At 64.1% G+C, this 22,052-nt stretch carries 24 protein-coding genes; 12 read left to right on the top strand and 12 right to left on the bottom strand.

Annotated elements, in window-relative coordinates; all coding sequences use genetic code 11:
• Positions 1–147 precede the first annotated feature (147 nt).
• Positions 148–552: an L-asparaginase family protein gene (locus tag PV760_RS07785; RefSeq protein ID WP_231949124.1), complete on the bottom strand. Its 405-nt coding sequence runs from the start codon at positions 550–552 to the stop codon at positions 148–150.
• A gap of 272 nt (positions 553–824) precedes the next feature.
• Between PV760_RS07785 and PV760_RS07780 the strand changes: the two genes are divergently transcribed.
• Positions 825–1,145 carry a DUF3040 domain-containing protein gene (locus tag PV760_RS07780; RefSeq protein WP_227453578.1) on the top strand — a complete coding sequence of 107 codons (321 nt, stop codon included), beginning with the start codon at positions 825–827 and terminating at the stop codon, positions 1,143–1,145.
• Positions 1,146–1,208: 63 nt separating this feature from the next.
• Here the strand turns inward: PV760_RS07780 and PV760_RS07775 are convergent, their stop codons facing one another.
• A complete protein-coding gene (locus PV760_RS07775) occupies positions 1,209–1,631 on the bottom strand; it encodes a hypothetical protein (protein WP_055972688.1) in 423 nt (140 codons plus the stop codon).
• 203 nt (positions 1,632–1,834) lie between these two features.
• On the bottom strand, positions 1,835–2,485 hold the full coding sequence (locus PV760_RS07770) for a CG0192-related protein (RefSeq protein ID WP_039243028.1): 651 nt from the start codon (positions 2,483–2,485) through the stop codon (positions 1,835–1,837).
• Between the two features lie 107 nt (positions 2,486–2,592).
• Between PV760_RS07770 and PV760_RS07765 the strand changes: the two genes are divergently transcribed.
• The 5 genes from PV760_RS07765 (at position 2,593) to PV760_RS07745 (ending at position 6,226) form a co-directional block, all read left to right on the top strand.
• On the top strand, positions 2,593–2,943 hold the full coding sequence (locus PV760_RS07765) for a hypothetical protein (RefSeq protein ID WP_018778282.1): 351 nt from the start codon (positions 2,593–2,595) through the stop codon (positions 2,941–2,943).
• A 189-nt stretch (positions 2,944–3,132) separates the two neighbouring features.
• Positions 3,133–3,933 (top strand): GNAT family N-acetyltransferase, encoded by an 801-nt coding sequence (locus tag PV760_RS07760; protein WP_079581941.1) that lies wholly within the window; start codon positions 3,133–3,135, stop codon positions 3,931–3,933.
• Positions 3,934–4,044: 111 nt separating this feature from the next.
• A complete protein-coding gene (locus PV760_RS07755; RefSeq protein WP_354627493.1) occupies positions 4,045–4,710 on the top strand; it encodes a GntR family transcriptional regulator in 666 nt (221 codons plus the stop codon).
• On the top strand, positions 4,707–5,885 hold the full coding sequence (locus tag PV760_RS07750) for an MFS transporter (protein WP_039243025.1): 1,179 nt from the start codon (positions 4,707–4,709) through the stop codon (positions 5,883–5,885). Before PV760_RS07755 ends, PV760_RS07750 begins: the two co-directional genes overlap by 4 nt.
• Before the next feature lie 68 nt (positions 5,886–5,953).
• Positions 5,954–6,226, top strand: a complete 273-nt coding sequence (locus tag PV760_RS07745; RefSeq protein WP_018778286.1) for a hypothetical protein — start codon at positions 5,954–5,956, stop codon at positions 6,224–6,226.
• A gap of 25 nt (positions 6,227–6,251) precedes the next feature.
• Here the strand turns inward: PV760_RS07745 and PV760_RS07740 are convergent, their stop codons facing one another.
• On the bottom strand, positions 6,252–9,701 hold the full coding sequence (locus PV760_RS07740; RefSeq protein ID WP_110505249.1) for a DEAD/DEAH box helicase: 3,450 nt from the start codon (positions 9,699–9,701) through the stop codon (positions 6,252–6,254).
• Positions 9,702–9,866: 165 nt separating this feature from the next.
• Between PV760_RS07740 and PV760_RS07735 the strand changes: the two genes are divergently transcribed.
• A complete protein-coding gene (locus tag PV760_RS07735; protein ID WP_039243022.1) occupies positions 9,867–10,715 on the top strand; it encodes a DMP19 family protein in 849 nt (282 codons plus the stop codon).
• 105 nt (positions 10,716–10,820) lie between these two features.
• On the opposite strand, the gene PV760_RS07730 is transcribed toward PV760_RS07735, so the two are convergent.
• Both PV760_RS07730 and PV760_RS07725 read right to left on the bottom strand, forming a co-directional pair.
• Positions 10,821–11,024: a hypothetical protein gene (locus tag PV760_RS07730; protein WP_018778289.1), complete on the bottom strand. Its 204-nt coding sequence runs from the start codon at positions 11,022–11,024 to the stop codon at positions 10,821–10,823.
• 56 nt (positions 11,025–11,080) lie between these two features.
• Positions 11,081–11,590 (bottom strand): COG4315 family predicted lipoprotein, encoded by a 510-nt coding sequence (locus PV760_RS07725; protein WP_018778290.1) that lies wholly within the window; start codon positions 11,588–11,590, stop codon positions 11,081–11,083.
• A gap of 151 nt (positions 11,591–11,741) precedes the next feature.
• Here PV760_RS07725 and PV760_RS07720 point away from each other — a divergent pair, with 151 nt between their 5' ends.
• Together PV760_RS07720 and PV760_RS07715 are read left to right on the top strand one after the other, a co-directional pair.
• Entirely contained in the window at positions 11,742–12,239 is a 498-nt protein-coding gene (locus tag PV760_RS07720) for a sigma-70 family RNA polymerase sigma factor (RefSeq protein ID WP_064722530.1), read from the top strand.
• Positions 12,236–12,907: an anti-sigma factor family protein gene (locus PV760_RS07715; RefSeq protein ID WP_193590070.1), complete on the top strand. Its 672-nt coding sequence runs from the start codon at positions 12,236–12,238 to the stop codon at positions 12,905–12,907. Before PV760_RS07720 ends, PV760_RS07715 begins: the two co-directional genes overlap by 4 nt.
• 31 nt (positions 12,908–12,938) lie before the next feature.
• Here the strand turns inward: PV760_RS07715 and PV760_RS07710 are convergent, their stop codons facing one another.
• Genes PV760_RS07710 through trmB form a run of 3 tightly spaced genes read right to left on the bottom strand, consistent with a single transcriptional unit; the run spans position 12,939 to position 14,743 of the window.
• A complete protein-coding gene (locus tag PV760_RS07710) occupies positions 12,939–13,424 on the bottom strand; it encodes a type II toxin-antitoxin system RatA family toxin (protein WP_354627492.1) in 486 nt (161 codons plus the stop codon).
• Positions 13,424–13,816, bottom strand: coding sequence for a hypothetical protein (locus PV760_RS07705; protein ID WP_079581949.1), 393 nt, complete (start codon positions 13,814–13,816; stop codon positions 13,424–13,426). The genes PV760_RS07710 and PV760_RS07705 overlap by 1 nt, the downstream gene beginning before the upstream one ends.
• Positions 13,817–13,837: 21 nt before the next feature.
• Positions 13,838–14,743, bottom strand: a complete 906-nt coding sequence (trmB, locus tag PV760_RS07700) for a tRNA (guanosine(46)-N7)-methyltransferase TrmB (RefSeq protein WP_039243016.1) — start codon at positions 14,741–14,743, stop codon at positions 13,838–13,840.
• 158 nt (positions 14,744–14,901) lie between these two features.
• On the opposite strand from trmB, the gene PV760_RS07695 reads away from it, so the two are divergent.
• Together PV760_RS07695 and PV760_RS07690 are read left to right on the top strand one after the other, a co-directional pair.
• Entirely contained in the window at positions 14,902–16,119 is a 1,218-nt protein-coding gene (locus PV760_RS07695) for an FG-GAP repeat domain-containing protein (protein WP_354627491.1), read from the top strand.
• Between the two features lie 91 nt (positions 16,120–16,210).
• On the top strand, positions 16,211–17,473 hold the full coding sequence (locus tag PV760_RS07690) for an MFS transporter (RefSeq protein WP_235338964.1): 1,263 nt from the start codon (positions 16,211–16,213) through the stop codon (positions 17,471–17,473).
• 76 nt (positions 17,474–17,549) lie between these two features.
• Here PV760_RS07690 and PV760_RS07685 read toward each other — a convergent pair whose 3' ends face one another.
• Positions 17,550–18,842, bottom strand: a complete 1,293-nt coding sequence (locus PV760_RS07685; protein ID WP_018778299.1) for an MFS transporter — start codon at positions 18,840–18,842, stop codon at positions 17,550–17,552.
• Between the two features lie 25 nt (positions 18,843–18,867).
• Positions 18,868–20,085: a M20 metallopeptidase family protein gene (locus tag PV760_RS07680; RefSeq protein ID WP_039243011.1), complete on the bottom strand. Its 1,218-nt coding sequence runs from the start codon at positions 20,083–20,085 to the stop codon at positions 18,868–18,870.
• 139 nt (positions 20,086–20,224) lie between these two features.
• On the opposite strand from PV760_RS07680, the gene PV760_RS07675 reads away from it, so the two are divergent.
• Positions 20,225–21,262, top strand: coding sequence for an Lrp/AsnC family transcriptional regulator (locus PV760_RS07675; RefSeq protein ID WP_018778301.1), 1,038 nt, complete (start codon positions 20,225–20,227; stop codon positions 21,260–21,262).
• On the opposite strand, the gene PV760_RS07670 is transcribed toward PV760_RS07675, so the two are convergent.
• Positions 21,259–21,975: an SAM-dependent methyltransferase gene (locus PV760_RS07670; protein ID WP_018778302.1), complete on the bottom strand. Its 717-nt coding sequence runs from the start codon at positions 21,973–21,975 to the stop codon at positions 21,259–21,261. The genes PV760_RS07675 and PV760_RS07670 overlap by 4 nt on opposite strands.
• Positions 21,976–22,052 lie beyond the last annotated feature (77 nt).

Here is a 22,052-nt window from a genome sequence, read left to right as displayed (position 1 = left end):
ACTGCGTTCAGGGCAGGGCAGGGCAGGGTACGGGAGGGCAGGGCAGGGCCTCAAAGGCCTCGGCGCGAGGGCGCGAAGGCTACCGGCGACGTGGAGGTGACTGTCGTCGTGGTCCCTTGAATACGGGGACGTGCGTCGGAAAGGGAGCTAGTCCCGGGTCCGGTCCCAACTGACCACTACCCGCGCAGCGCCCGCTTCCGTGCGCTCCACGTTTGTAATGATCTGTGATTCCTTGGCGCCCATTTCCCGGATCCGGCGCCGGTAGTCTTCAATGTGGGCCTGAAGCGACTCTTCAGTCCATTCGCCTGGTCGCATCCTCGTTGAGATCTCTACCGGCTCTTCCCGGGGCAGGATCTCCGGGGGCTGGCGCAAAGGGTCCTTGGCCGGCTCGGGTTCGCCGGGTGGCACCAGCATCCGGACAGCGAAAGCCCCGCCTGCTATCCCGGCGACGAGGCCAGCTGCAATCAGCAACAGTGTTCGCCCGCGTTTGCGGTTTCGTGGGGCGTGAACCTTTGCTTTGGGAGTCGGCGTGACGGTCGATTTGTGGGCCATGGGAAGACGCAACCTTCCGATCAGTGGTTCGTTGTTCGTTGTAGGAATGGTCAGGAGAACACCCACTCAGTCTGCCACTGTATCGCCGTGTCTGTGCGCTACTTTTCACCCGCCGGATCCGCGACCCCTTCACCCGTGATTAACGGCCCGATTCCCGCCTGCCGGGGCAGTGGCTGGATGGCCGGATCGGGAAGATAATGAAGTCAGAGCACGGCAAGCAGCGTCCGTGCCGGTAAATGAGCAGCGATGCCGGGACAGGCAAGCCTGCTCGCGTGGTGAGGAAGAGTCCGGTGTCCTTGTCGGATGAAGAGCGCAGGAGCCTGGAAGAACTGGAGCAGGACTTGGCTGCGACAGATCCAGACCTCGCGCATGAGCTGATGTCGGGCCGCCTTCGGGGAGCGAAGGCCCGCACGACCTTTGGGGTCCTTGCCGTGCTTTGCGGCTTCGTCATGGTGATCGCCGGGATCATCACCCAACTGTTGGTGCTGGGTGTGGTGGGCTTCCTGTTGGCTGGATCAGGCGCGTATCTGCTATTTGCCGGGACGCCGTTCCGGCGGCGCGTTGGCCGGCATGGACAAGGCCCCGCGGCTTAGAGTGGCCAAATGGCCAGACGGTCCGGCAATCGGCGGACCGTGGAACCCGCAGACGCAGGACTGTCAGGGAACCGGCGGTACAGGTGGCTGAACCGGGTTCTCCGGATTCTTGACGGGCTCAGGTTCGCCGGGAGGCATCATCGTCCGCCATGCCAGGACGGCGCCGGCACCGACGACGCCCGCCAAGAGCGCAATCAACCAGCCCCAGGGGCGTGGGGTGGGCTTCCTGGTCTGACGGGACAATGCGCGCGTAGCCCTCTTCACGGCCTTGGCAGCGGTGCGTTGGGCTTCTTTGGCTGTCTTCTTGTTCCCGGTCAGTGTGAGCATGACGCCATGAACCACGGAAGGGACATCGGCGTGGTTGATCCTGGCCAAAGCCCAGCGCACTACGGCGTCGCTCTGTGAGCTGGTTCCGTCTGCCGCGTGCGTTACCCATTCCCGCGCAAGATCCTGGACTGCAGGAAAGATGCTCTGCGGTTTGTACATTGTGCGCCCCTAACGGAGAGATGGCCCCGTGAGCCAGCCTACGCCGTGGGCGCGGCACGCAACAGGTACAGCGCTCCTGCCCGGTTACCCAGCCCGCCAAGGGGATAAATCCTTGGTACCCGGCGCAGCACTGCAACCGAAACCCGGGGGCAGTGGCCAGGCCTGTGGTAACCGGGAAGGAGCGTTACATCCGAAGGGGCAAGCTAGTCCCGGATCACCGCGGCCAGCTCCACGGGCTTCTCCAGGCCGGCCCATTGTCCACTCAGGATCAGCTCGTGGTGAAGTTCCGGTGCCGCAGCGGTGGTCGCTGATGCGTCTGCTGCCACATCCAGCACCCGGGTCACTTTCAACCGCAGCTCGCCCGCATTAATGATGGTCACGCCACTCCCCGATACCGGCGCCGAGGCACTCAAGTCGGGCACGCCGCCGTCGAGCGTTCCGCTGCCCTTGACCGTTACGCTGCTGGGTCGGGGTTCGGGCTCGCCCTCTACCAGCAGGGCCGCCTCTTCCTGGCCGGTGAGGATGGCCGTGGCCAGGGCCTTGACGTAAACAGGGTCGGCGCAGGCGTCGTAGACCCAGCGCTTGCCGAGGACCGAATGGTCCATGGTGCCGATCAGCCATTCCTCGGCGCCACCCAACTCGTGTCCGCGATAGCTGAGGGGAACCTGGTAGATCCGCTCGCCCGCAGCCACCACATGTGTTTCGAGGCCGACCTCGCCGGCGGGATCGTCGAAGCGGTAGGCGCCGATGAGTTCCGGGGTACCGTCCTGGATGAACCACGGCTGCGTCGGCAGATAGTCAGCGATGATTTCGAGCTTGGTGGGGGACAGGTTTGCTTTGTGTATGATCGCCATGTCCCCCAGCCTAGGGCAGCCCGGATCCTGTCTCTAAGCAGGGTTCGATGCGTGGGCTCGGCTCTGCTCTGTTTACAATCAAAGGGACGTCGACCACTGAGGGAATCATGAAGAAACTCACCACTGTCCTGATCGCTGCCGGGCTGCTTGTCTCGGCTTCCGCTTGTTCCGCTCAGCAGCAGCTGACCACCAAGGAAACCTGCGACCGCGTGAACGTCGCCGCGGCCGGCGGCATCTCGCAAAACCCGAGCCGGACCCTTTCCACCCGTGCAGCGAACGCTGTCCGGCCCATTGAGTCCGTGGCGTCCGACGAAATGAAGCCCGTGGTCACCGCCATCCTCGAATACCTGGACGAGCAGTCCAAGGAGAACCCGAACGAAGAACGGATGGGTGAACTGACCACCGCTTTCCAGGAAGCCGGAGCCAAGTTCGGCCAGCTCTGCACCGCTGGACAGTAGTACTCCCGCTTCCAACGCTCTCCCACCTGATGCTCCCGCGGGCTTGATGGTGGGGGAGCGTTTTTTGCTGCGCCCACGCCAGCCGTTTCGATGCGTGGCTGCAGATTCGATGCGGCGCGCGGCATCTTTGGCAGCGATCCAACGAACCGGGCTACCCAAGTTCCGGAACGGTTGCAGTAGGCTCTCCGAATGACCCAACCCGACGCAAAAAAGCGCCTTCTCGCAGCCTATGACCAGCAGCTTCGCACGGATGCGGAGACTTCGGACGCCCTCACGGTCACCGGGAATGGTCCGCTCCGGCTGGCCACGTTCATGGGTGGGCGCGGGTTCATCACTTACCGGGACTTGGGCGGGGCGGGCCGGGATGGCATTCGTCGCCTGGTTGCCGAAGCGATCGCCTATTTCGAAGACCAGCCCGGAATCAGCCGGGTCGAGTGGAAGACGCGCGGGCATGATCACGCCCCGGGACTCCACGAAGCACTTGTCGATATGGGCTTCACCGCTGATCCGCCTGAGTCGATCATGATCGGCGAAGCCCAGGCCTTGAGTGCGGACGTGCCGCTTCCCGACGGCGTGACGTTGCGTCGCGTCGTCGACGAACCGGACGTGCGGGCGATGACAGCGATGCAGGATGAAGTCTTCGGCGAGCCGGTTTCGAACGACATGGCTGATGCCCTGCTGCATCGGATGTCACTGGACGACACCATGGAACTGTGGGTCGCCGAGGCGGAGGGTCGCGTCATCAGTGCCGGGCGCCTCGATCCCGTGGCCGGAACCGAATTTGCCGGTATTTGGGGAGGTGCAACCCGTCCGGAGTGGCGTGGCCGCGGGGTTTACCGGGCACTCACTGCCCGCCGCGCCCAGTCAGCATTGGCTCAGGGCAAAGCATTTATCCAGAGCGACTCGACCGAGTACTCACGCCCGATTCTGGAACGCTCGGGATTGGTTAAGGTTTCGACGACGACGCCGTACCGCTGGGTGCGCGGCTGACCTCCGCATTGCTTTGGGTGATGGTTGCCATGTATAGATGTATACAAGTACACCTTCGGGACAACCTTCTGGACAACCTTCTGGACAACCTTCTGAACAGCGGCGGCAATTTTGGCAGATCCACAACCCCGGAACACTGGAGCGCACCTCGTTTACAACGAGCTGAAGCGGCGAATCCTCAGCCTCGAACTCAAACCAGGTGAACGCATCTACGAGCCGGCAATGGCCACGGAGCTCCAGGTCAGCCGGACCCCACTCCGGGAAGCGATCCGTCGGCTGATCTCCGAAAGCCTGCTTGAGCAGCAACCCACTGGTGGAGTGCTTGTTCCGCCGCTGGACGAGAAAGCCATTTCCGAGTTGTACGACGTCCGGGCCGCCTTGGAGTCCCTCATGGCACGGGAAGCATGCGCCAATGCCACTGCAAAGGACCTCGAAGAGCTTCAAGGGATCGTGGCCCGCAATGCCGCGTTGGTGGACTTTGCCGATGAAGCCATGAAGTACGGGGTTGCCCTGCACGCCGCGATCGCCAAAATCGCCGGAAACTCCTGGGCACAGCGCTTTCATGAGCAGATCGCCAGCCAGGTTGAACGGTACCGGTACTTCACCAACAACGCCCCCGAACGTCGTGAAGAGGCGCTCGCCAATCACCGGCTACTGGTGGACGCCATTGCCTCCAAGGACGCGGAGAAGGCTGCCCGGGTTGCCTTCGACCACGTCATTGGTGCCCGCGACGAGACGTTGCGGGTCATTTCCCACAAGGGCCTCGACGTCCAATGATCGGCGAACTGGGCCGACGCTCGTCCACGGCACTGCTTGTCCACTCGGCATTGATCCAGGCGGTGACCTTCCTGGTCCGCCCTGCTGCCACCTATCGGGCCCTTGAACTTGATGTTCCGCCGTTTGCGTTGGGTGTCCTCGCAGCCAGCTATGCGGTTTTCCCGTTGCTGCTGGCGCTGCCAATCGGCGGACTTGTGGACAGATTGGGTGAGCGTCGCCTCATGGCGATCGGGGCCGCCGTCGTTCTTGGTTGTTCTGCTTTCCTGCTGTTTTGGGGAACGTCGGTGGCTGCGCTGGTGGCCGGCACAGCGCTTCTTGGGGCGGGGCAACTGGCGTGCGTGGTAGGCCAACAGGCGGTGGTGGCGAACAACGCGGCGTCGTCGCGCCTGGACTCGGCATTCGGGTATCTGACGTTCGCCGCCTCACTGGGCCAGGCCCTCGGCCCGTTGGCCATCTCAGTGGTGGGCGGCGCGACCGTGCACCCGAACACCGAGGCCATCTTCATCCTTTCGGTCGGCATGAGCCTGGTGCTGTTCTTGACCACGTTCGTGATTTCCCGCAAAGTCAGCGGCCGGACAAACAGGGCCAAAGCCAGGAACGCGCCCAAGGGCGGGGCGATCGCGTTGCTGAGAACACCGGGCGTAGCCCGGGCGCTTGCCACGAGCGCGACGGTTCTGGCCGTCGTCGACCTGACCGTCGTTTACCTTCCCGCCCTCGGTGCCGAACGCGGCCTGACGGCGGCCACCGTGGGTCTGATGCTGACTGTCCGTGCGTTGTTCTCCATGGTTTCCCGCATCGGCCTCGGCAGCATGTCGCGCAAGCTGGGACGTATGAAGCTGCTGGTCCTGAGCCTGGCCATCTCCACCGTGGCCCTGGCAGTGGCGGCCATTCCGATGCCGGCCTGGCTGCTGTTCGTTGTCATGGCGTTCCTGGGCCTGGGGTTGGGAATCGGGCAGCCCCTGACCATGTCGTGGCTTTCAGCGCAGGCCCCCGCCGGCCAACGGGGTCGCGCGCTGGCCTTGAGATTGGCGGGCAACAGGGTTGGCCAAGTGGTGCTGCCCAGTGCCATCGGTGTTGTCGCCGTCGGAATGGGCGCGGCGGGAGTGTTCCTGGCGTCCGCAGTTGCCGTGGGCGGGACGATGCTGCTGCTGCGGGGTGTCCGACTGGACGACTGATTTCGCCGTCACGTTCTGCCTCTTGGCCGCACTGCTAATTAGGCGGGAAAGTAAGGGGGCGGTTCGCAATGGAGAAATGCACCGTGTTCGTGATGGCGGATCCGGATGCCTTGCCGGTGCGGTACTACAAGGCGTGGGAGTACTTCCTGCCGGGCGATGAAGTCGAAGTGAGACTCGCCGGTGGCGCCCCCAACCCCGGGGTGGTCGTGGCTGTCATGCCGGACGGCAGCGGAATGTGGGTCTACGTCAACGGCGTCGGGCAACGTCTTTTCAGCGTGGAGGAAGACGTGGACATCACGGTCACCGGGACTCCGGCCGGCGCCGGCCGGGAGAAAGCATGAAATCGCACCTGACAGCGCCCCGCCCCTACTCCGCGAACAGCGCAGCCAGGTCCTCGGCGGTCAACGATCCGCCGGCCAACGCGTCGCCTTCCATTACATCCGCGAACAACTGCGACTTCTTGGCCTTCAGCGCCATGACCTTCTCTTCGATGGTGTCCTTCGCGACGAGCCGGTAGACCATCACGTTCCGGGCCTGTCCAATGCGGTGCGTGCGGTCCACGGCTTGTGCCTCCGACGCGGGGTTCCACCAAGGATCCAGCAGGAACACGTAGTCGGCCTCGGTCAGGTTGAGCCCGAAGCCGCCGGCCTTCAACGAAATCAGGAACACGGGTGCTGAACCGTTCTTGAACTCGCTCACGACGTCGCCGCGGTTGCGGGTGCTGCCGTCGAGGTAGCAGTACTCCACGCCTTCCTCGTCCAAGCGCTCGCGGACCTTCCCTAGGAAGCCGGTGAACTGGCTGAAGATCAGCGTGCGGTGGCCCTCGGAGATCACGTCCTCCAGTTGCTCAAACAACACGTCGAGCTTGGATGAGCGCACGCCGGACAGCGAGGAATCCACCAACGAGGCGTCCAGGCTCAGCTGCCGGAGCAGGGTCAGGGACTGGAAGATCGTGAAGCGGTTCTTGTTGACGTCGTCGATCAGTCCCAGGATCTTCTGCCGTTCGCGCTGAAGATGCGTTTGGTAGACCTTCTGGTGCCGCGGGTTCAGCACCACTTCAAGGACTTGTTCCTGCTTCGGCGGCAGGTCCTTGATGACCTGCTCTTTGGTGCGGCGCATCATGAGCGGACGGACACGACGCCGGAGCTTGCCCAGTTGCGCGGAGTCACCGTTCTTCTCCACGGGCTTTTGGTAGTTTTCGGCGAACCTCTTGGGGCTCGGGAACAGGCCCGGCGCCACGATGGAGGTCAGTGCCCAGAACTCCATGAGGTTGTTCTCCAGCGGGGTACCCGTGATGGCCAGCTTGAACCTTGCCGGGAGCTTCCGAGCGCACTGGTACGCCTTGGACTGGTGGTTCTTCACGAACTGGGCCTCGTCGAGCATCAGCCCGGCCCACTGGAACGAGGCGTAGGCATCATAGTCAATGCGGAAGAGCGCGTACGAGGTGATGACGACGTCGGCACCCGTCAGTGCTTCCGACGGCGCCATGCCGCTCTTGGCGAAAGTCTCACCAACGGTGCGGACCACCAGCCCGGGGGCAAAGCGCTCCGCTTCAAGTGCCCAGTTGCTGACAACACTGGTGGGCGCAACCACCAGGAAGGGAGCCCGGGGGATCACGTCAGCAGAGGCACCCTGCGCAGCGGTCGCTGTCTCAGCGGCCAGGTCCTTCGCCGCGCAGATCAGCGCGATTGCCTGCACGGTCTTGCCCAGGCCCATGTCGTCGGCGAGCACACCGCCGAGGCTGTGCTTGTACAGGAAGCTGAGCCAGTTGAAACCCTCGAGCTGGTACGGACGAAGCTCAGCGTTAAGTCCGGCCGGAAGCGGCAGTCCGGTCACGCCGTCGTCGAGCAGTCCGCCTACAGCCTCGCGCCACGCGGCGGCCTGTTCATCCACGATCCCCAGCTGCGCCAACTCGTCCCAGAGCCCGGCCTGGAAACGGCTGATCTGCAGGGTGCCGTCCTTGTTGTCCGGGTTGTCCTGCAGGGAACGGGCTTCGTCGATCAGGGCCCGCAGCTGGTGGAGTTCGGGCAGATCCAGCGAGAAGTAGGCGCCGCTGGGCAGCAGCATGCGGCTCATCCCGGCTGCGAGGGCCGAGAACACGGCGGCGAATGAGACGGGTTCGCCTTCGAGTGTGATGACGATACCGAGGTCGAACCAGTCGCCGCTGGCCGTCTCCTTGGTGGAGATGGACACAACAGGTGCTTCGGCGGCTTCGCGGTAGTCGGCGATGTCGCCGGATGTTTCAACGACGACGTCGGGCAGGTCCTTGAGCGCGGGCAGCACCTCTTCGGTGAACGCCAGCGTGTCCAGTCCACCCAGTTCAGCGGTAGCTGCCAGGCGCGGAGCACCCCAGCCGCCGGTGGCGGACTCGGCGAGCGCCGGGACCACGTCCCACGGCCGGCCAAGTGACTCCAGGATGCGGGCTTCTTCGGGATCGTCGCGGTAGCCGCGGTCGTCGGGGTGGCGCCAGAGTGGCTGGGCCGTGACGAGGGTGCCGGACTTGTAGTGCCACTCCCAGTGCAGCCGGACTTTATGGTCGTTGCCGTAGTTGGCCAGCAGGGACAGTGTGGGGACCGCCAAGGTGGGCAGTTCGACGGACTCGTCAGCGGCCTGCACTGGCGTGGATTGCCGCAGCTTGGGGTAGAACGAGGTGAGGAAGCGGCTTTCGTCTTCGGCCGGGATCTGGAGTGTCTGGCCTTCGGTGACGAATTCCAGCAGCTCGTCGCTGATGCCGCCCTCGATCGGTGCGAGGGTGATCAGGTTCTTCTGCTGTGGCACGCCGGGCAGGGTGTCGCCGGCGTGGGTGAAGAAGATGCCGTTGGCCGGCTTTCCCAGGAAGCCAACGGTTCCCGGGTCCACCGCTTCCCCGCCCAAGGTGACGGACGGCGCGAGCTGCAGCCCGCCGTCGGGCGTTGTGCTTTCGGTTCCGTCCGCGTCAAGGCGCGCCAGGCTGAGCCCGACGACGGCGGACTGGGTCTCGACGCGGACGGGCTCGCTCCCAGCGGAGTGGATGAGGGGGATGCCGGCTTTCGCGGCGTCGGCCAGGAGGGTCCACAGGTTCTTCGCTGCGAAGTCGTTGAGGCTCAGCCACATCGCCCCGGAGGGTTGCTGACGTCCGTTGCTGGAACCGTGCGCGGCCAGGAATGTTTGGAGCCACTCGACGTGGACTTCATTGAACTCGCGCCGGAAGCTGATGTAGCTGAGGTTGTTCCAGGACACGTCGCCGCGGATCCATTTGCCTTTGGCGCCCATCATGACGGGGCGGGCCTTGAGCTGGCGGACGCTGCGCATGGGGTCGCGGCGTCCTGTGTAGGAGAAGTGGGCCGCGGGCTCTTCAATTTCGAATTGGAGGGCGAGCGGGATTCCTGCCGCGCTGGGTGCGGATCCGGGCTTGGCGATCAGCCTGTTGAGGGCTTGTTCCCAGGCAGGCCGGGCCGAGCCGCCCTGTTCCATGGCGCCGTGCCGCGACGTTTGGATTCCGGGCGCCTGCGACAGGAGCTGGGAACGGATGGTGGGGTGGTCCTCGGCGGTGAAGAGCAGCGCGGCGACGTGCTTGCAGTCCTTCCGGACCGGGCAACTGCAGATACCCACAGTGCAGCTCCAGCCGGCGGGCTTGCGGACCAGTTTGGCCGACGTCGAATAGGGTTGCGGGCCGCTGCCCCGAACCTTGCCGAGGAGGAGCCCGGTTGCCGCGTCGAAGGAAATCCCGCTCACGCGGCTGCCCATGGCATAGGCCAGTCCGGCCGCCAGGGAGCGGTCGTTAATGGCAGGAGTCTGAATGGCCAGTTCCCAGGATTCGTCTGTGTGGGACGGCATGCGTCGGGCTACTTTCGGCAGGAGGTTATCTGCTCAATCTTAGTCAGCAGAAAACAGCTCCCAAACTTCGCCCTCCGTTAACCTCAACCTCGATTGCCGCGCCGCTCCCACGCGTACGTTGAAAGTGTCCGGAGCACCATCAGCTTTCAGCAGTGAGGATTCCCCATGACTACCAACGAGTACCCCGTCGTCCTGAACAAGACCGGATTCGAAGCCGGCAATGCGGATGTTGTGGATTCCAACGTCAACGTCGTGAACCAGATGTACCAGGAGCTCCTCAACAGCGACGAAATCGCGCTCCCTGCGCTCAACAGCTACTTTGTGGATTTCTATCTGACGCAAGCGCTGTCCGGCGGTTTTGCCCAGTACGTCTTCACCGCGCCGGAGCGTGAGGAAGTTGATGAGTATGTCCGCGCCGGGCTCGAAGCCATGGGCGCTGAGCGGCACCTGGATCTCTTCAACCGAACGGCTGCGGCGTTTGACGCGCTGACGGAAGAGGAAGCGGAGGCCTACCTGGACGGCGAGCTGGATGAGTCCGAGACTCCCGTTCCCGCGGTTGTGGCCTTGGACGAACTCGACGGCGAGTTCGAAGCCTTGCTTGAGGAAGAGGACATCATCGATCTCAACGCTGCCTACCTGCGCGACCAGTCCGAGCTCCTGGTTCTTTCCGAGGATGAGATCGAGGAACACATCGCTGCCCGTGTGGCCCAAATCCCGGACCTGGCCGAGCGCCAGGCAGAGGCAGAAGAGGAAGCACTCGCCAACGCTCCCGAGTTCGAGGTCATCATCCGCGAATTGTGCGATGTGGCCGGCTACTCCTTGGAGAAGATCACCATGGGCGATCCCAACTACGAGCACGACGGCGTGAAGACCCTCGCCTGGCACTTCTCCACCGACCACGGGGACTACCTCATGATCGAGGACGACGACGAGGCCTTCATGATCCACCCGGAGACGAAGGAAATCATCGCGGCCGTGGAGTTCGAAGAGTCTGAGGAATTCGCGGACGCCTAATTCGCCCCTATGTAGCCGAAAACGCCGGAGCGCTGCGGATTCGCCGTGGCGCTCCGGCGATTTCGGCGCGCTCCGGCGATTTCGGCGCGCTCCCGCGTTCTGGGGCTAGCTTGTCCTGGCCCGGCTGAGCTTGACGAAACCCCAAACTATGGAAGCCTGCCAGCAGACGAGCAGGCCGACCCAGATCCAGTCAAAGCCGCGGTTTGCCGCGTTGATGGCCATGGCTATGAGCCCCAAAGTCCAAGCGACCTCCTGCAATGCAAGGAATCCCAGGTTTGGCGGTGTCTTCGCTGTGTTTTTCGCTGCCATCTTCCCTCCCCAATGAGTAAATGGCAGTCTAACGGACGGGCGAAACCGTACCGGGCTCAGTATCCGGATGCCGCGGCGCCCTTGATCATCTCCCCGCTCGGGCTGACCAAGTACCAGACGCCGCCCACGCCCTGTCCGGTGACGTCGCCGGCTGCTTTGTCCTTGGCGTAGTAGTACAGGGGCATGCCGTTGAGGGTGACTTGCTTCTTCCCGTCAGGCGTTGCGATGGTTCCCACCGTTCCTGTGACGCCGTCAACGCCGGGCGCGTCCGACGTCGTGGTGAAGACGGGCCAGGCCTGCAGGCAGGCGCCGGTGCACGCGCTGGTGCCCGAGTCCTTCACGTCCTTGGTAAAGAAGTAGAGGCTCATCCCTTTGCTGTCCACCACGATCTGCCCCGCGCTGGACGACGCCGTTTTCATCTCAGCACCAGCTGCGGTGCTGGCGGCCGGGGAAGAGGACGCCGCGGACGGGGGAGCGGAAGTACTTGTTCCCGAACTGCCGCCGCACCCCGCCAGTGCTGCCGCAACGATCAATGCACCCAATCCAAAGCCAACTTTGTTCTTCATGTCCAGCTCCTTGAGACGAGCCGGTCGGGAGGGCCGGCGCTAACCCCTACGACGCCGGACGGGTGAGAATGGTTCATGCTTGCTGAACCTTTTTGGGGCTCGGCGCGTCGTATAGGCGAAGGGCTGCGGAAACAGGACGAGGGAGGTGCCGATGCCGTTGGACGAAGACGTGGTGGCTGCGATTTACCGCGATCACGGCACGGCGCTGAAGAGGTTTGTCATCAGCTGTACCTCGGACACCCAACAGGCCGACGACGTTGTGCAGGAAACCATCCTCAAGGTTTGGCAGCATGCACCACAGATCACGGGAAGTTTGCGCAGCTACCTCTTCCGGACAGCGCGGAACGTCATCATCGACAACTACCGCAAAGCCCAGAGGCGTCCGCACGAGACCGGGGAATACGACCTCCCGGACAACGCAGCCGCCGAACGCGTGGACGAGCTCCTGAACCGGGTACTCATGGAAGAGGCGTTGCTCCGGCTCAGCGTCGAGCACCGCGAGGTCCTGGTGGCCTTGCACTATCAACGGTTCACAGTGGTGGAGGCGGCGCTTCAGCTGAACATCCCGGCCGGAACAGTGAAATCCCGGGCTTTCTACGCAGTGAAGGCCCTCCGAACAATCCTCGATGAAATGGGGGTGGAACGATGAACGGCAACTCCGTCCACCAGTTGCTGGGCGCCTACCTTCTGGGAGGTTTGGAACCCGGCGAAGCCCGCACGTTTGAGGACCACCTCGAATCATGCGCTGACTGTCGGCGTGAACTGGAAGAACTCGCGAGCCTTCCTGCACTCCTGGACGCCGTGCCCGCTGCCGACGCGGTGGCCCTCACAGCCGCCGGGGCCGCACCCCTTGCGCCGCTGGCAATGGAACCGGAGCCGCTCCCGGAAAAGGTCCTGGTTGATCTGGCGGTCCGAAGGCGGAAATCACGACGCCGGTGGGCAGCTTTTGTTGGCGCTGTCGCCGCTGCTTGCCTCGCGGTCGGGTTCCTGGCCGGACCGTTGTTGAACCAGCCTCCGAAACCGGATGCCAGTTATTCGGTGCAGTCGGACGGCGGTTTGCAGCTGACGGTGGACATGGTCAAGAAGACCTGGGGCACTGAGCTTGAAGTTGAGGGCCGGAGCATGCCGCTTGAGGGCACTCTCTATCTTTGGGTCAAGGGCCGCGACGGCGCCGAAGAGCGCACCTGCGGCTGGACGGCCACGCCGAGTGGACGGATCAAGATCACCGGTGCCACACCCGTTCAGTTGGCGGGGATCGCCGGGGTTGAGCTGCGTGACGAGGCCCAGAAGACGGTGGCTTCCATTTCGGTGCCCTAAACCAGGTGTCTTGAAACCAGGTGCCCTGAAGCTAGGCGCCGGCGCCTTGGGCTTTCAACTCAGCCACCAACGCAGGGTCCTCGCAAGCACGGGCGAACGCCTCGATCCGTCGTTCGATCTCGCGACCCAGGAGCCAACCGCCGACTCTCTCGGCGACGGGCTTGATGAACGCCGGCCGGCACGAAAAGGTGTACTTCCAGACCGCCCGGGTGCCGCCGTCGTCCGGGGTGAACCGCCAGCCGCCGCCGAAGTTCTCAAAAAACCACGGACCGGACACCATGGTCATGCCCACATTTCGCGGGGGAGTGTAGGAGACGTATTGGCTGACCATCTTCAATCCCATGCGCGAAACGGTCCGGGTCCGCACACCCTTTCCGGCTGCTTGGGCACCATCCATGAATGCCTGCGCGGAAATGAACGGATCCCACTTGAGCCGGAACGCGCCGGTTGTCTGGGAGAGGGCAAAAGCTGTTTCAGGATCCAAACGGATGAAGCGTTCCGCGCGTACCTGTGGCATCAGAATCCCTGCCCTGATCCGAGTACCAGGAACACCATGAAGGCAATGCCGAAGACGTTGACCGCCATGATCGCCAGCCCGATGATTCCAGTGATGCGTGCTGCGTTCATACGCCCGGCCCGGAAGACGGCTATGAGGCCACTGATGACGGCCACAATGGACAGCAGGACGGCCACCCCGGCCAGAACCAGGGCTCCGATCCACCAGGCGTCGTTATCCGGGTTGTAACGGCTTAGTGACGAGGCGATGGCCGCAAGGCCAAGGGGAATACTGACCACCGCGGCAATCGGCGACAAGACTGCGGAGACGATGCTGGTGATGCCGGCGCCCAGACCCCGGGTGCCTTGTCTCTGCGGCTGTTGGTAGTAGTCGATCGGTGGCTGGTAGCTCATGATTCCCCCTAAGTCCGTTGGCTAAAGCTTGCGGTACGTGAGGTCGAAGATCATACGCCCGGCCTCGTGCGCTTTGTTCTCAAAGCTCGTGCGGATCCGGCCCTCGAACCGGGGAGCCCAGCCGCCTTCTTCGTCCACTCCCTCATTCGGGCCGGTGTGCTCGGTACTGACCGGCGCGCGGCCCTCCCTGACGGGCGCACCGCCCACAACGGATTCGACGCCGGACTGCCACACTTGCGTCAACGGGCTCTCCTCGCCGCTGCGCTCGCCTTCGTGCATGTTCTCGAACTCCGTGGATCCCGCCAGGACTTCCCGGACGTGCACGGCATAGTTGGACCAGTCCGTGGCAATCCTCCAGTAGCCGCCCTTCTGGAGGGCTTTGGCAGCAACGGAGGCGAAGGCCGGCTGGATGAGACGGCGCTTGTGGTGCCGTGCCTTGTGCCAGGGGTCAGGGAAGAACACCCATAGTTCGCTGACCGACCCTGCAGGCAGCATCGATTCGAGGACCTCGGGAGCGTTGGCTTCCACCACGCGCACGTTGGTCAGGCCCCGGCTGTTGATCTTGATGATGGTGTTGGCCAGCCCGGGTGTGTAAACCTCGACGGCAAGGAAGTCTTTGTCCGGGTTCTGCTCGGCGGCGTGAACCACGGCGTCGCCCAGTCCGGAACCGATCTCGACAATCAAGGGCGCCTTCCGTCCGAAGACAGCCTCGGCGTCGAAGGTGTAATCCGGGTGCACGGAGGTGTTGGCGACATGACGGGGGACCTGGATGGCCCAGCGCTCCGCGTGCTCTTCCCAAGCCGCCTGCCTCCGACCCTGCAGGCGTGTGCCGCGGCGCACGAAACTGACCGGGCGGCCACCGTAGGTACCGAAGGAAGCCTGGCTGCCGGGGGTGACAGGGCGCGGGGAATCTGGGGTTTCACTCATCCTTTCCAGAATACTTGGGTTCGGGCAGGGGGCTCTGCCGAGGGGGCGGGCGCTTGTCTTTGGACGAAGCATCACCATCAAAATAAGGGGAGTGTTAGGCTCGGCTCCAATGACGCGCTTACTGGTCTTGGAGGCGCTCACTGGTCTTGGGGGAAAGCATGGGAAGCTTGCGGTCATTTGCGTTCAAGTCGGCGGCACTGGGCGCCTTGTTGTTGGGCTCGACGACCTTGGGCGCGGCTCCCGCTGCAGCGGACTACCAGGATTGGGTTCCGCCAATCTTCGGCATGCCCTACGTGGGTTCCGAACTGACCATCGGCAGCGCCGACCATGGGCTGCAGGTGTGCCCGCCCACAGCTGAGGCCCCGCATGGCTTCGTCATGGAGTGGCTGAGCAACGGCGAGCCACTGCCTGCCGGGCGTCAAGGCGAATCCCTGAAACTGCTCCCCGAAGACCGTGGAAACCGTATTTCGTTCACAGCCCACGGCGTGTGCTCCGAAGAGGAAGTTTTCCGGAGCGATGAAACAGCTCCGATCGCCGCCTCCAGCCGTTCCATGGGCTGGACCGGGCGCGGCAACTTCGAGCTCCTTGGCCGCACGGACGACGGCACGTTGGTCCTCTATCCGCATGCTTATTCGTCCGAATACCGAATGTGTCCTTCCGGCGCCGGGTGCACCTATTACAACCACACGATCGAAGAACCAAGAGTGGTTGGCCGGGGCTTCGGCATTTTCGACGTCGTTTTCTCCACCGGTGATTTCGACGGCGACGGAAACAACGACCTCCTGGGCCGTGACAGCGCTGGAACCCTGCACATCTATCCAGGCGATGGGGAGGGCGGCTGGCTTCCGCCCAGGCAAGTTGGCTGGGGCTGGAACATCTTTGACACTGTCGTTGGCCCGGGGGACTTCGACGGTGACGGAAACAACGACGTCCTGGCCCGGGACTCCGCCGGCGACCTCTACCTGTACCCGGGAGACGGCGACGGCGGCTGGCTGACACCATCACGCGTCGGGACCGGCTGGGACGTGATGAACAAGATCGCCACCCCCGGCGATACCGACGGCGATGGCGCTGTGGACATCTATGCCAGGGACGGCGCCGGCATCCTGCACCAGTACCCCGCAGACGGAAACGGTGGCTGGAAGCCGCCGTCGATCGCGGGCCACGGTTGGGAGCTCATGACCGAAATCAGCGGAGCCGGCGTCTACGAACCGCTCTACGGAAACCGGTACTCGGCCCTGAAACCCCTCAACGACATTGTGGCGATCGATGAAACAGGCGATATGCGGCTCTTCCTGAATTCGGAGTTCGGAGCGGGCCTGTTCGGAAACACGCACATAGGCGTGGGCTGGGGTTACTTCGACACCCTGATCTAGCCCGCAACTGAGGTCGCGTGCTGGTCACAATGACCCCATCACGCGTCCCCAACACGTGGCTGACAGAATAGGACGTGTGACCTCCTCGAAGATGCCCGGCTACCCAGAGAAATCCGTCCTGCCCGAGATTGCGGCCGATGCAGAGATCGATGAAGAACCGGCCGCCGGCCCCACGCAGCTCAGGGGCAGGAGAGGACTGGTCTACCTGGGCATCTGCCTGGTACTGATCGGGCTGAACCTCCGCACGGTCTTCTCCAGCTTCTCCGCGGTCCTTCCGGAAATAACGTCCGACGCCGGTCTGCCGGGTTGGTCGCTGGTGGTCCTCACCACGGTGCCGGTCACGTTGCTGGGCGTCTTCGCGCCCCTTGCCCCCATCCTGGCCCGCAGGTTCGGCGCGGAACGGGTGCTCCTGGGCGCCATGGCTGTCCTCACTGCGGGCCTGCTGCTCAGGCCCGTGGACGTACCCGGCGTGGGCCATCTCCCGGGGCTTCTCGCGGGCACGGCGGCCTGTGGTGCTGCGATTGCGCTGTGCAACGTGCTCCTGCCGGGCGTGGTCAAGAGGGATTTCCCGCACCGCCTCGGCTTGATGGGCGGCCTCTACACCACAGCGATCTGCGCGTCCGCGGCCTTGGGCGCGGGCTTCACTTATCCGGTCTTTACGGCAACCGGCCAGTGGACTTCGGCGCTGTGGTTCTGGGTGGTGCCGGCCGCCGTCGTGCTTTTGCTGTTCCTGCCGCTGGCCGTCAAGCAACCGTCGGTAAGGCACCAAGCCGTCCATGGTGGCGTGAACGTCTGGAAATCGGCTGTGGCCTGGCAGGTGACGATGTTCATGGTGCTGCAGGCGATGATGTCGTTCAGCGTGTTCGCGTGGATGGCGCCGATCCTGCGCGACCGGGGCATCGACGGTGCAACGGCCGGGCTCATTGTTTCGGTGTCGATCGTGCTGCAGATGCTCGGCTCCCTGTTTGCCCCGGCCCTGGCGACGCGCTTCAAGGATCAACGGATCATCAATATGGTGGTGGCGTTGATGACCGGCGGTGGTTTCGCACTGACGATCTTCGGTCCCACTGAACTGATCTGGGTCTGGACGGGCCTCAACGGGCTGGGGCAAGGCTCGCTCACAGCAGTGGCCCTCACCATGATCATGGTCCGCACCCGCGATGCCCACACGGCCGCACACCTTTCGGGAATGATGCAGGGCGTGGGCTACGGGGTTGGTTCGGTCGGCACTCTCATGGTGGGGCAACTCCATCAGGCCACCGGCGGGTTCGCAGCCGCGGGAATCCTGTTCCTGGTGGTCGGTTCGCTCGCGGCTTTCTTCGGCTACCGGGCCGGCCGCGACCGCTTCGTCTAACGTTGCGAGACCCACTCGGCGTCCCCACCGCCCTGCTTTGGGAATAGCGTGCAGAGCGGGCCTCGCAACGAAGTAGCTAGACGGTCAGGTCCTTGCCCTTCGTCTCCGGGATGGAGACAGCGAACGCGATACCCACCAGCAGCAGGATCACGGCGTACACATTGAAGAGGTAGCCCTGTCCGATGGTGCCGAGCCAGGTCTGCAGGTACGGGGCCGTGCCGCCGAAGACCGCCACGCAGATGGAGTACGGAACGCCGACGCCGATGGTGCGGATGTGGGTCGGGAACAGTTCGGCGTACACGGCAGGGACGATCGCTGCGCTGCCGGCGATGAAGAACAGCATCACGGACATCGACACCGCCAACTGCCACGGCGAGTCCTTGAGCAGCCACGTCATGGGGAAGTGCAGCAAAGCAGCGCCGGCGGAGGAGGCGATCAGCACCGGCTTGCGTCCGATCCGGTCCGACATTTTGCCCCAGAACGGCAGCGCCGCGATGAACACCACGTTGGCAATGACGCCGGCCCACAGTGCCGCGCCGCGGTCCATCTTCAACGAGGTTGCGGCGTAGCTCGGTGCCACGACGCCCCAGATGTAGTAGACAACCGTCAGGCCAACGGTGAGGCCGATGACCTGCAGGGCCTGCTTGCGGTACTTGACGATCTGCGGCCAGATGGCCAGGCGCTTCTCCTGCGGAGCTTCGGCCTCAAACGCTTCGGTTTCCTTCATCTTGGCCCGCATGAACAGTGCGTAAATGCCCAGTGCGCCGCCGATCAGGAACGGGATGCGCCAACCCCAGGCGCTCATGTCGCCCTTGCTCAGGACAGCGGTGAGGATGGCGCCCAGCAGCGTCCCGGCCAGGATTCCGGCGGTGCCGGAGGTGTAGATGAGGGTCGCCCAGAAGCCTCGGTGTTCCTTGGGTGCCATCTCGGACAGGTACGTTTGCGACGACGGCAGCTCGCCACCGTGGGCGAGGCCCTGGATGAGCCGGGCAACCAGCAACATCACCGAGGCGAAGGCGCCGACCGATTCGAACGTGGGCGCGACACCGATGAGGAGGCTGCCCACAGCTCCGAGTGCCACAGCGACGGTCATGGACGTCTTGCGGCCGATCCTGTCACCGATCCAGCCGAACACGAACCCGCCGAACGGCCGGGCAACGAACCCGACGGCGAAGATCGCCAACGTGGACAGCACGGCTGAGGTGGGGTCGGCGCTGCTGAACAACGCGCTCGCGATGAACGGCGAGAACGTGGCGTAGATGGCCCAGTCGTACCACTCGACGGCGTTGCCGATGCCGGTGCCGACCAATGTCCGCACATGCGACTTGTGGGCCTTGACGTCCGTGGACGTTCCAACGGTGGTGGTCATGTGATTCTCCAAGGGGGTGGGGAGGCTAGTTGCCGGAGAGGGTTGCGATGCGGGATACGGCGAGCTCTGCATACAGCGCGGCACCGTCGGTGAGGACGCCGTCGTCGAACGTGGCGTAAGGGGAGTGGTTGAACGGCGACGTCGTGTGGTCGGCTCCGGGAGCGACGGCACTGAGGCCCACGAACGTGCCGGGGACTTCGGCGAGGACGCGGGAGAAGTCCTCCGAACCGCTCAGGGGAGTGGCCATGCGGGTGTACCGGGACTCGCCGAACATCCCGGCGATGACCTTTTCGGCGGTGGCGGTCTCGTCGTCGTTGTTGATGGTGAGGGGGTATTCCTCTTGGTAATGCACGTCAGCCTCCAGGCCGTGGGCTGCGGCAATACCTTGCAGCAGCCGGGGTACTGCTTCCATCATCTTCCGGCGGGACTCCTCGGAGAAGGTCCGGATGGTGGCTTCGATCCGGGCGGTCTCGGGGATCACGTTGCGCTTGGTTCCGGCGTGCAGGACGCCGACGGTCAGGACGACGGGGTCGAACATGTTGAACTGCCGCGTGACCATCACCTGCAGGGCGGTGACCATTTCGGCGGCGGCTGTGACGGGATCCTTGGCGGAGTGGGGCGCTGAACCGTGGCCCCCCGCGCCCAGCACGGTCACCACGAGGCCGTCCGAGGAGCTGAGCATGACTCCGGGTTTGGTGACGAACTGCCCGTGCGGCTCCAGTGAGGAGAAGACGTGCATCCCGTAGGCGGTGTCCGCGCGTCGGCCCGCGGCGTCCAGGACGCCCTCCTTGATCATGTAGCTGGCACCGTCGAAGCCTTCTTCGCCCGGCTGGAACATCAGGATGACGTCGCCGGCCAGTTGCTCCCTGCGCTCGGCCAGGAGGGTGGCAGCGCCGGCGAGCATGGAGGTGTGAAGGTCGTGGCCGCAGGCGTGCATCGCGCCGTCCACGCGGGAGGTGTAGTCAACGCCGGTGTTCTCCTGCACGGGGAGACCATCCATGTCGGCGCGCAGGAGGACCACGGGCTTCTCAGCCGAAGCGTGGGCCGCACCTCCCCGCAGTACTGCGGTGACCGACGTCGTTTCCTTCCCCAGGGTGATCTCGTACGGAAGTCCGTCCAGCGCCTTGAGCACTTTCTCCTGCGTGCGGGGGAGCTGCAATCCGATCTCCGGTTCGCGGTGGAGGTCGTGGCGTAGGCGGACGATGTCCCCTTGCAGTTCTTTGGCGTCGGCGGCGAGTGTCATGAAGTCTCCTGATCCATAAGGTGATGTGTTCCTTATGCCATTCTGTGGTGACCTGCTTCACATGCTCGAAAACAACTGTAAATATGCATTTTGCTGCTTGCAGCACACGATTCATGCACGCTTCTGGGAGAATGGGCTCATGGAGCTCAGTGAAGAAGATCTGCGTTTGGTCAACGCCTTGCAGATATCGCCCCGGATCAGTTGGTCCGACGCCGGCAGCGTCCTGGGCGTCCACGCCACCACCCTGGCAGCCCGCTGGGACCGCCTAAGGGCTGCGGGCGCTGCCTGGACCACGGCGCATCTGATGGGTGATCCCAAGGACATGTGCTTGGCCATGGTGGACATCGACTGCGAAATGCACCTCAGGCCCGAGGTGACCGCCGCCGTCGCGCAACTGCCCGAGGTCATCACAGTGGAAGAAGCTGCCAGTAACCGCGACCTGACACTGACGGTCATCACCCAGGACCTGGAACAGTTCAGCACGCAGGTGTTGCCTCGGCTCAAGGAAGTACGGGGACTTACCAAGTACCACACGGCTCTTTGTACACGGATCCACACCAGCGGCTACGCGTGGCGGCTCAATGTGCTCAGCAAGGCGGAACAGCAGGCATTGCGGTCGCTGGCGGGACCTGAATCCGCCAACCCGTCTTCTCCCGACACCGTCGTGGCGCCCTTGCCGGAGACACACCTGGCGCTCATCCCGTTCCTCGCCCGGGACGGCCGCGCCACTGCGGCCGAGATCGCCAGGGCGCTGGACCGGAATCCAGCCACTGTGCAGCGCCAACTGGGACGCGTCCTGGCCAGCCGCATGCTGTCCTTCCGCTGCGAAATAGCCCAGCAGTACTCAGGTTTCCCCATCACCGTCCAATGGTTCGCCAATGTCCCGGCAGGTCAGCACGAGGCCGCAGCCACCGAGCTCAGGGCCATCCGCAACATCCGCTTCTCCGCATCCACCACGGGGCGCACCAACTTCACCATGATCATGTGGCTGCGCTCGCTGGCGGATGTCATGGAAATGGAGCTCACCATCCAGCAGCGGATCCCCGGCATTGAGTTGGTGGAAAGCGTGGTGATGCTCAATACGGCAAAACGGGTGGGGTGGATGCTGAACCCGGACTCGACCGCCACGGGAACAGTCGTACCACCCTACGGAGACCTGCTGCCGGAGGGCGCCTAAGCCCGCTTCGTGGCCCTCAGGACAGTGTCCAGGGTGGTGCCCGATTCACCGCTGGGACCCGAAACCGTCCGCGCCCGGTCTGTCAGCACGTGGACGAACCACGGCTCGGTATCTAGCCGCAGGGCACCCGCCAGCTGCTCCGGAGTGAAGAAAAGCCCGGCCTCGTGGTGGTGCTGGCTCCAGGACGGCAGGCCGTGCGGGTGATGCCCCACCACCAGCAATGTCCCGCCAGGCGCCACAGCCCCGGCGGCCGAGGTGACCGAATCACGCCACGGCAGCAGGGGCGAATGCAGGAACTGTGCCGAGACCAGATCGAAGTCCGGCTGCGGCTCCCATTCCGTCAGGTCCTGCTGCTGCCACGTGATCCGGTCAGCGACGCCCGCTTCCTCGGCGTGCGCGGCCGCGCGTTCAAGGGCGACGGCGGACACGTCCAGGGCGGTAACCGTCCAGCCCTGCTTCGCGAGCCAGATAGCGTCCCCGCCTTCGCCGCAGCCCAAGTCGAGGGCCTTGCCGGGCTTCAGGTCCTTGGCTTCGGCCACCAACTGCGGGTTCGGATTCCCGCTCCAGATCTTCGGCCGCTCCCGATACATTCCGTCCCACATGTCCACGGCGTTGTCCGCATCCTTATGGAGGTTCAAGCCACCTTGCTGGGCGCCTTCGTGGGTGTGTTGGCCGTGCTGGTGGGTGCCGCCGTCGTGCGTGTGTTCAGTCATGACCCAAGCGTGCCAAGAGGCTGCAGCGGAAGGCAATGCCTTTTGCTGTTTCGGCAAAGCCGGCAGGCAGTTTGGCC

Origin of the sequence: Paenarthrobacter sp. CC6 (assembly GCF_040560085.1) — a bacterium.
GTDB lineage: Bacteria > Actinomycetota > Actinomycetes > Actinomycetales > Micrococcaceae > Arthrobacter > Arthrobacter nicotinovorans.
The sequence above is the reverse complement of the archived record's forward strand: the minus strand, read 5'-3'. Positions and strand labels throughout refer to the sequence as shown.

Bases quoted from the DNA above. Each gene is read 5' to 3' on its own strand.
- PV760_RS07785 (WP_231949124.1), bottom strand. From the start codon at position 552: ATGGCCCACAAATCGACCGTCACGCCGACTCCCAAAGCAAAGGTTCAC.
- PV760_RS07775 (WP_055972688.1), bottom strand. From the start codon at position 1,631: ATGTACAAACCGCAGAGCATCTTTCCTGCAGTCCAGGATCTTGCGCGG.
- PV760_RS07770 (WP_039243028.1), bottom strand. From the start codon at position 2,485: ATGGCGATCATACACAAAGCAAACCTGTCCCCCACCAAGCTCGAAATC.
- PV760_RS07765 (WP_018778282.1), top strand. From the start codon at position 2,593: ATGAAGAAACTCACCACTGTCCTGATCGCTGCCGGGCTGCTTGTCTCG.
- PV760_RS07760 (WP_079581941.1), top strand. From the start codon at position 3,133: ATGACCCAACCCGACGCAAAAAAGCGCCTTCTCGCAGCCTATGACCAG.
- PV760_RS07750 (WP_039243025.1), top strand. From the start codon at position 4,707: ATGATCGGCGAACTGGGCCGACGCTCGTCCACGGCACTGCTTGTCCAC.
- PV760_RS07745 (WP_018778286.1), top strand. From the start codon at position 5,954: ATGGAGAAATGCACCGTGTTCGTGATGGCGGATCCGGATGCCTTGCCG.
- PV760_RS07740 (WP_110505249.1), bottom strand. From the start codon at position 9,701: ATGCCGTCCCACACAGACGAATCCTGGGAACTGGCCATTCAGACTCCT.
- PV760_RS07735 (WP_039243022.1), top strand. From the start codon at position 9,867: ATGACTACCAACGAGTACCCCGTCGTCCTGAACAAGACCGGATTCGAA.
- PV760_RS07730 (WP_018778289.1), bottom strand. From the start codon at position 11,024: ATGGCAGCGAAAAACACAGCGAAGACACCGCCAAACCTGGGATTCCTT.
- PV760_RS07725 (WP_018778290.1), bottom strand. From the start codon at position 11,590: ATGAAGAACAAAGTTGGCTTTGGATTGGGTGCATTGATCGTTGCGGCA.
- PV760_RS07720 (WP_064722530.1), top strand. From the start codon at position 11,742: ATGCCGTTGGACGAAGACGTGGTGGCTGCGATTTACCGCGATCACGGC.
- PV760_RS07715 (WP_193590070.1), top strand. From the start codon at position 12,236: ATGAACGGCAACTCCGTCCACCAGTTGCTGGGCGCCTACCTTCTGGGA.
- PV760_RS07710 (WP_354627492.1), bottom strand. From the start codon at position 13,424: ATGCCACAGGTACGCGCGGAACGCTTCATCCGTTTGGATCCTGAAACA.
- PV760_RS07705 (WP_079581949.1), bottom strand. From the start codon at position 13,816: ATGAGCTACCAGCCACCGATCGACTACTACCAACAGCCGCAGAGACAA.
- trmB (WP_039243016.1), bottom strand. From the start codon at position 14,743: ATGAGTGAAACCCCAGATTCCCCGCGCCCTGTCACCCCCGGCAGCCAG.
- PV760_RS07695 (WP_354627491.1), top strand. From the start codon at position 14,902: ATGGGAAGCTTGCGGTCATTTGCGTTCAAGTCGGCGGCACTGGGCGCC.
- PV760_RS07690 (WP_235338964.1), top strand. From the start codon at position 16,211: ATGCCCGGCTACCCAGAGAAATCCGTCCTGCCCGAGATTGCGGCCGAT.
- PV760_RS07685 (WP_018778299.1), bottom strand. From the start codon at position 18,842: ATGACCACCACCGTTGGAACGTCCACGGACGTCAAGGCCCACAAGTCG.
- PV760_RS07680 (WP_039243011.1), bottom strand. From the start codon at position 20,085: ATGACACTCGCCGCCGACGCCAAAGAACTGCAAGGGGACATCGTCCGC.
- PV760_RS07675 (WP_018778301.1), top strand. From the start codon at position 20,225: ATGGAGCTCAGTGAAGAAGATCTGCGTTTGGTCAACGCCTTGCAGATA.
- PV760_RS07670 (WP_018778302.1), bottom strand. From the start codon at position 21,975: ATGACTGAACACACGCACGACGGCGGCACCCACCAGCACGGCCAACAC.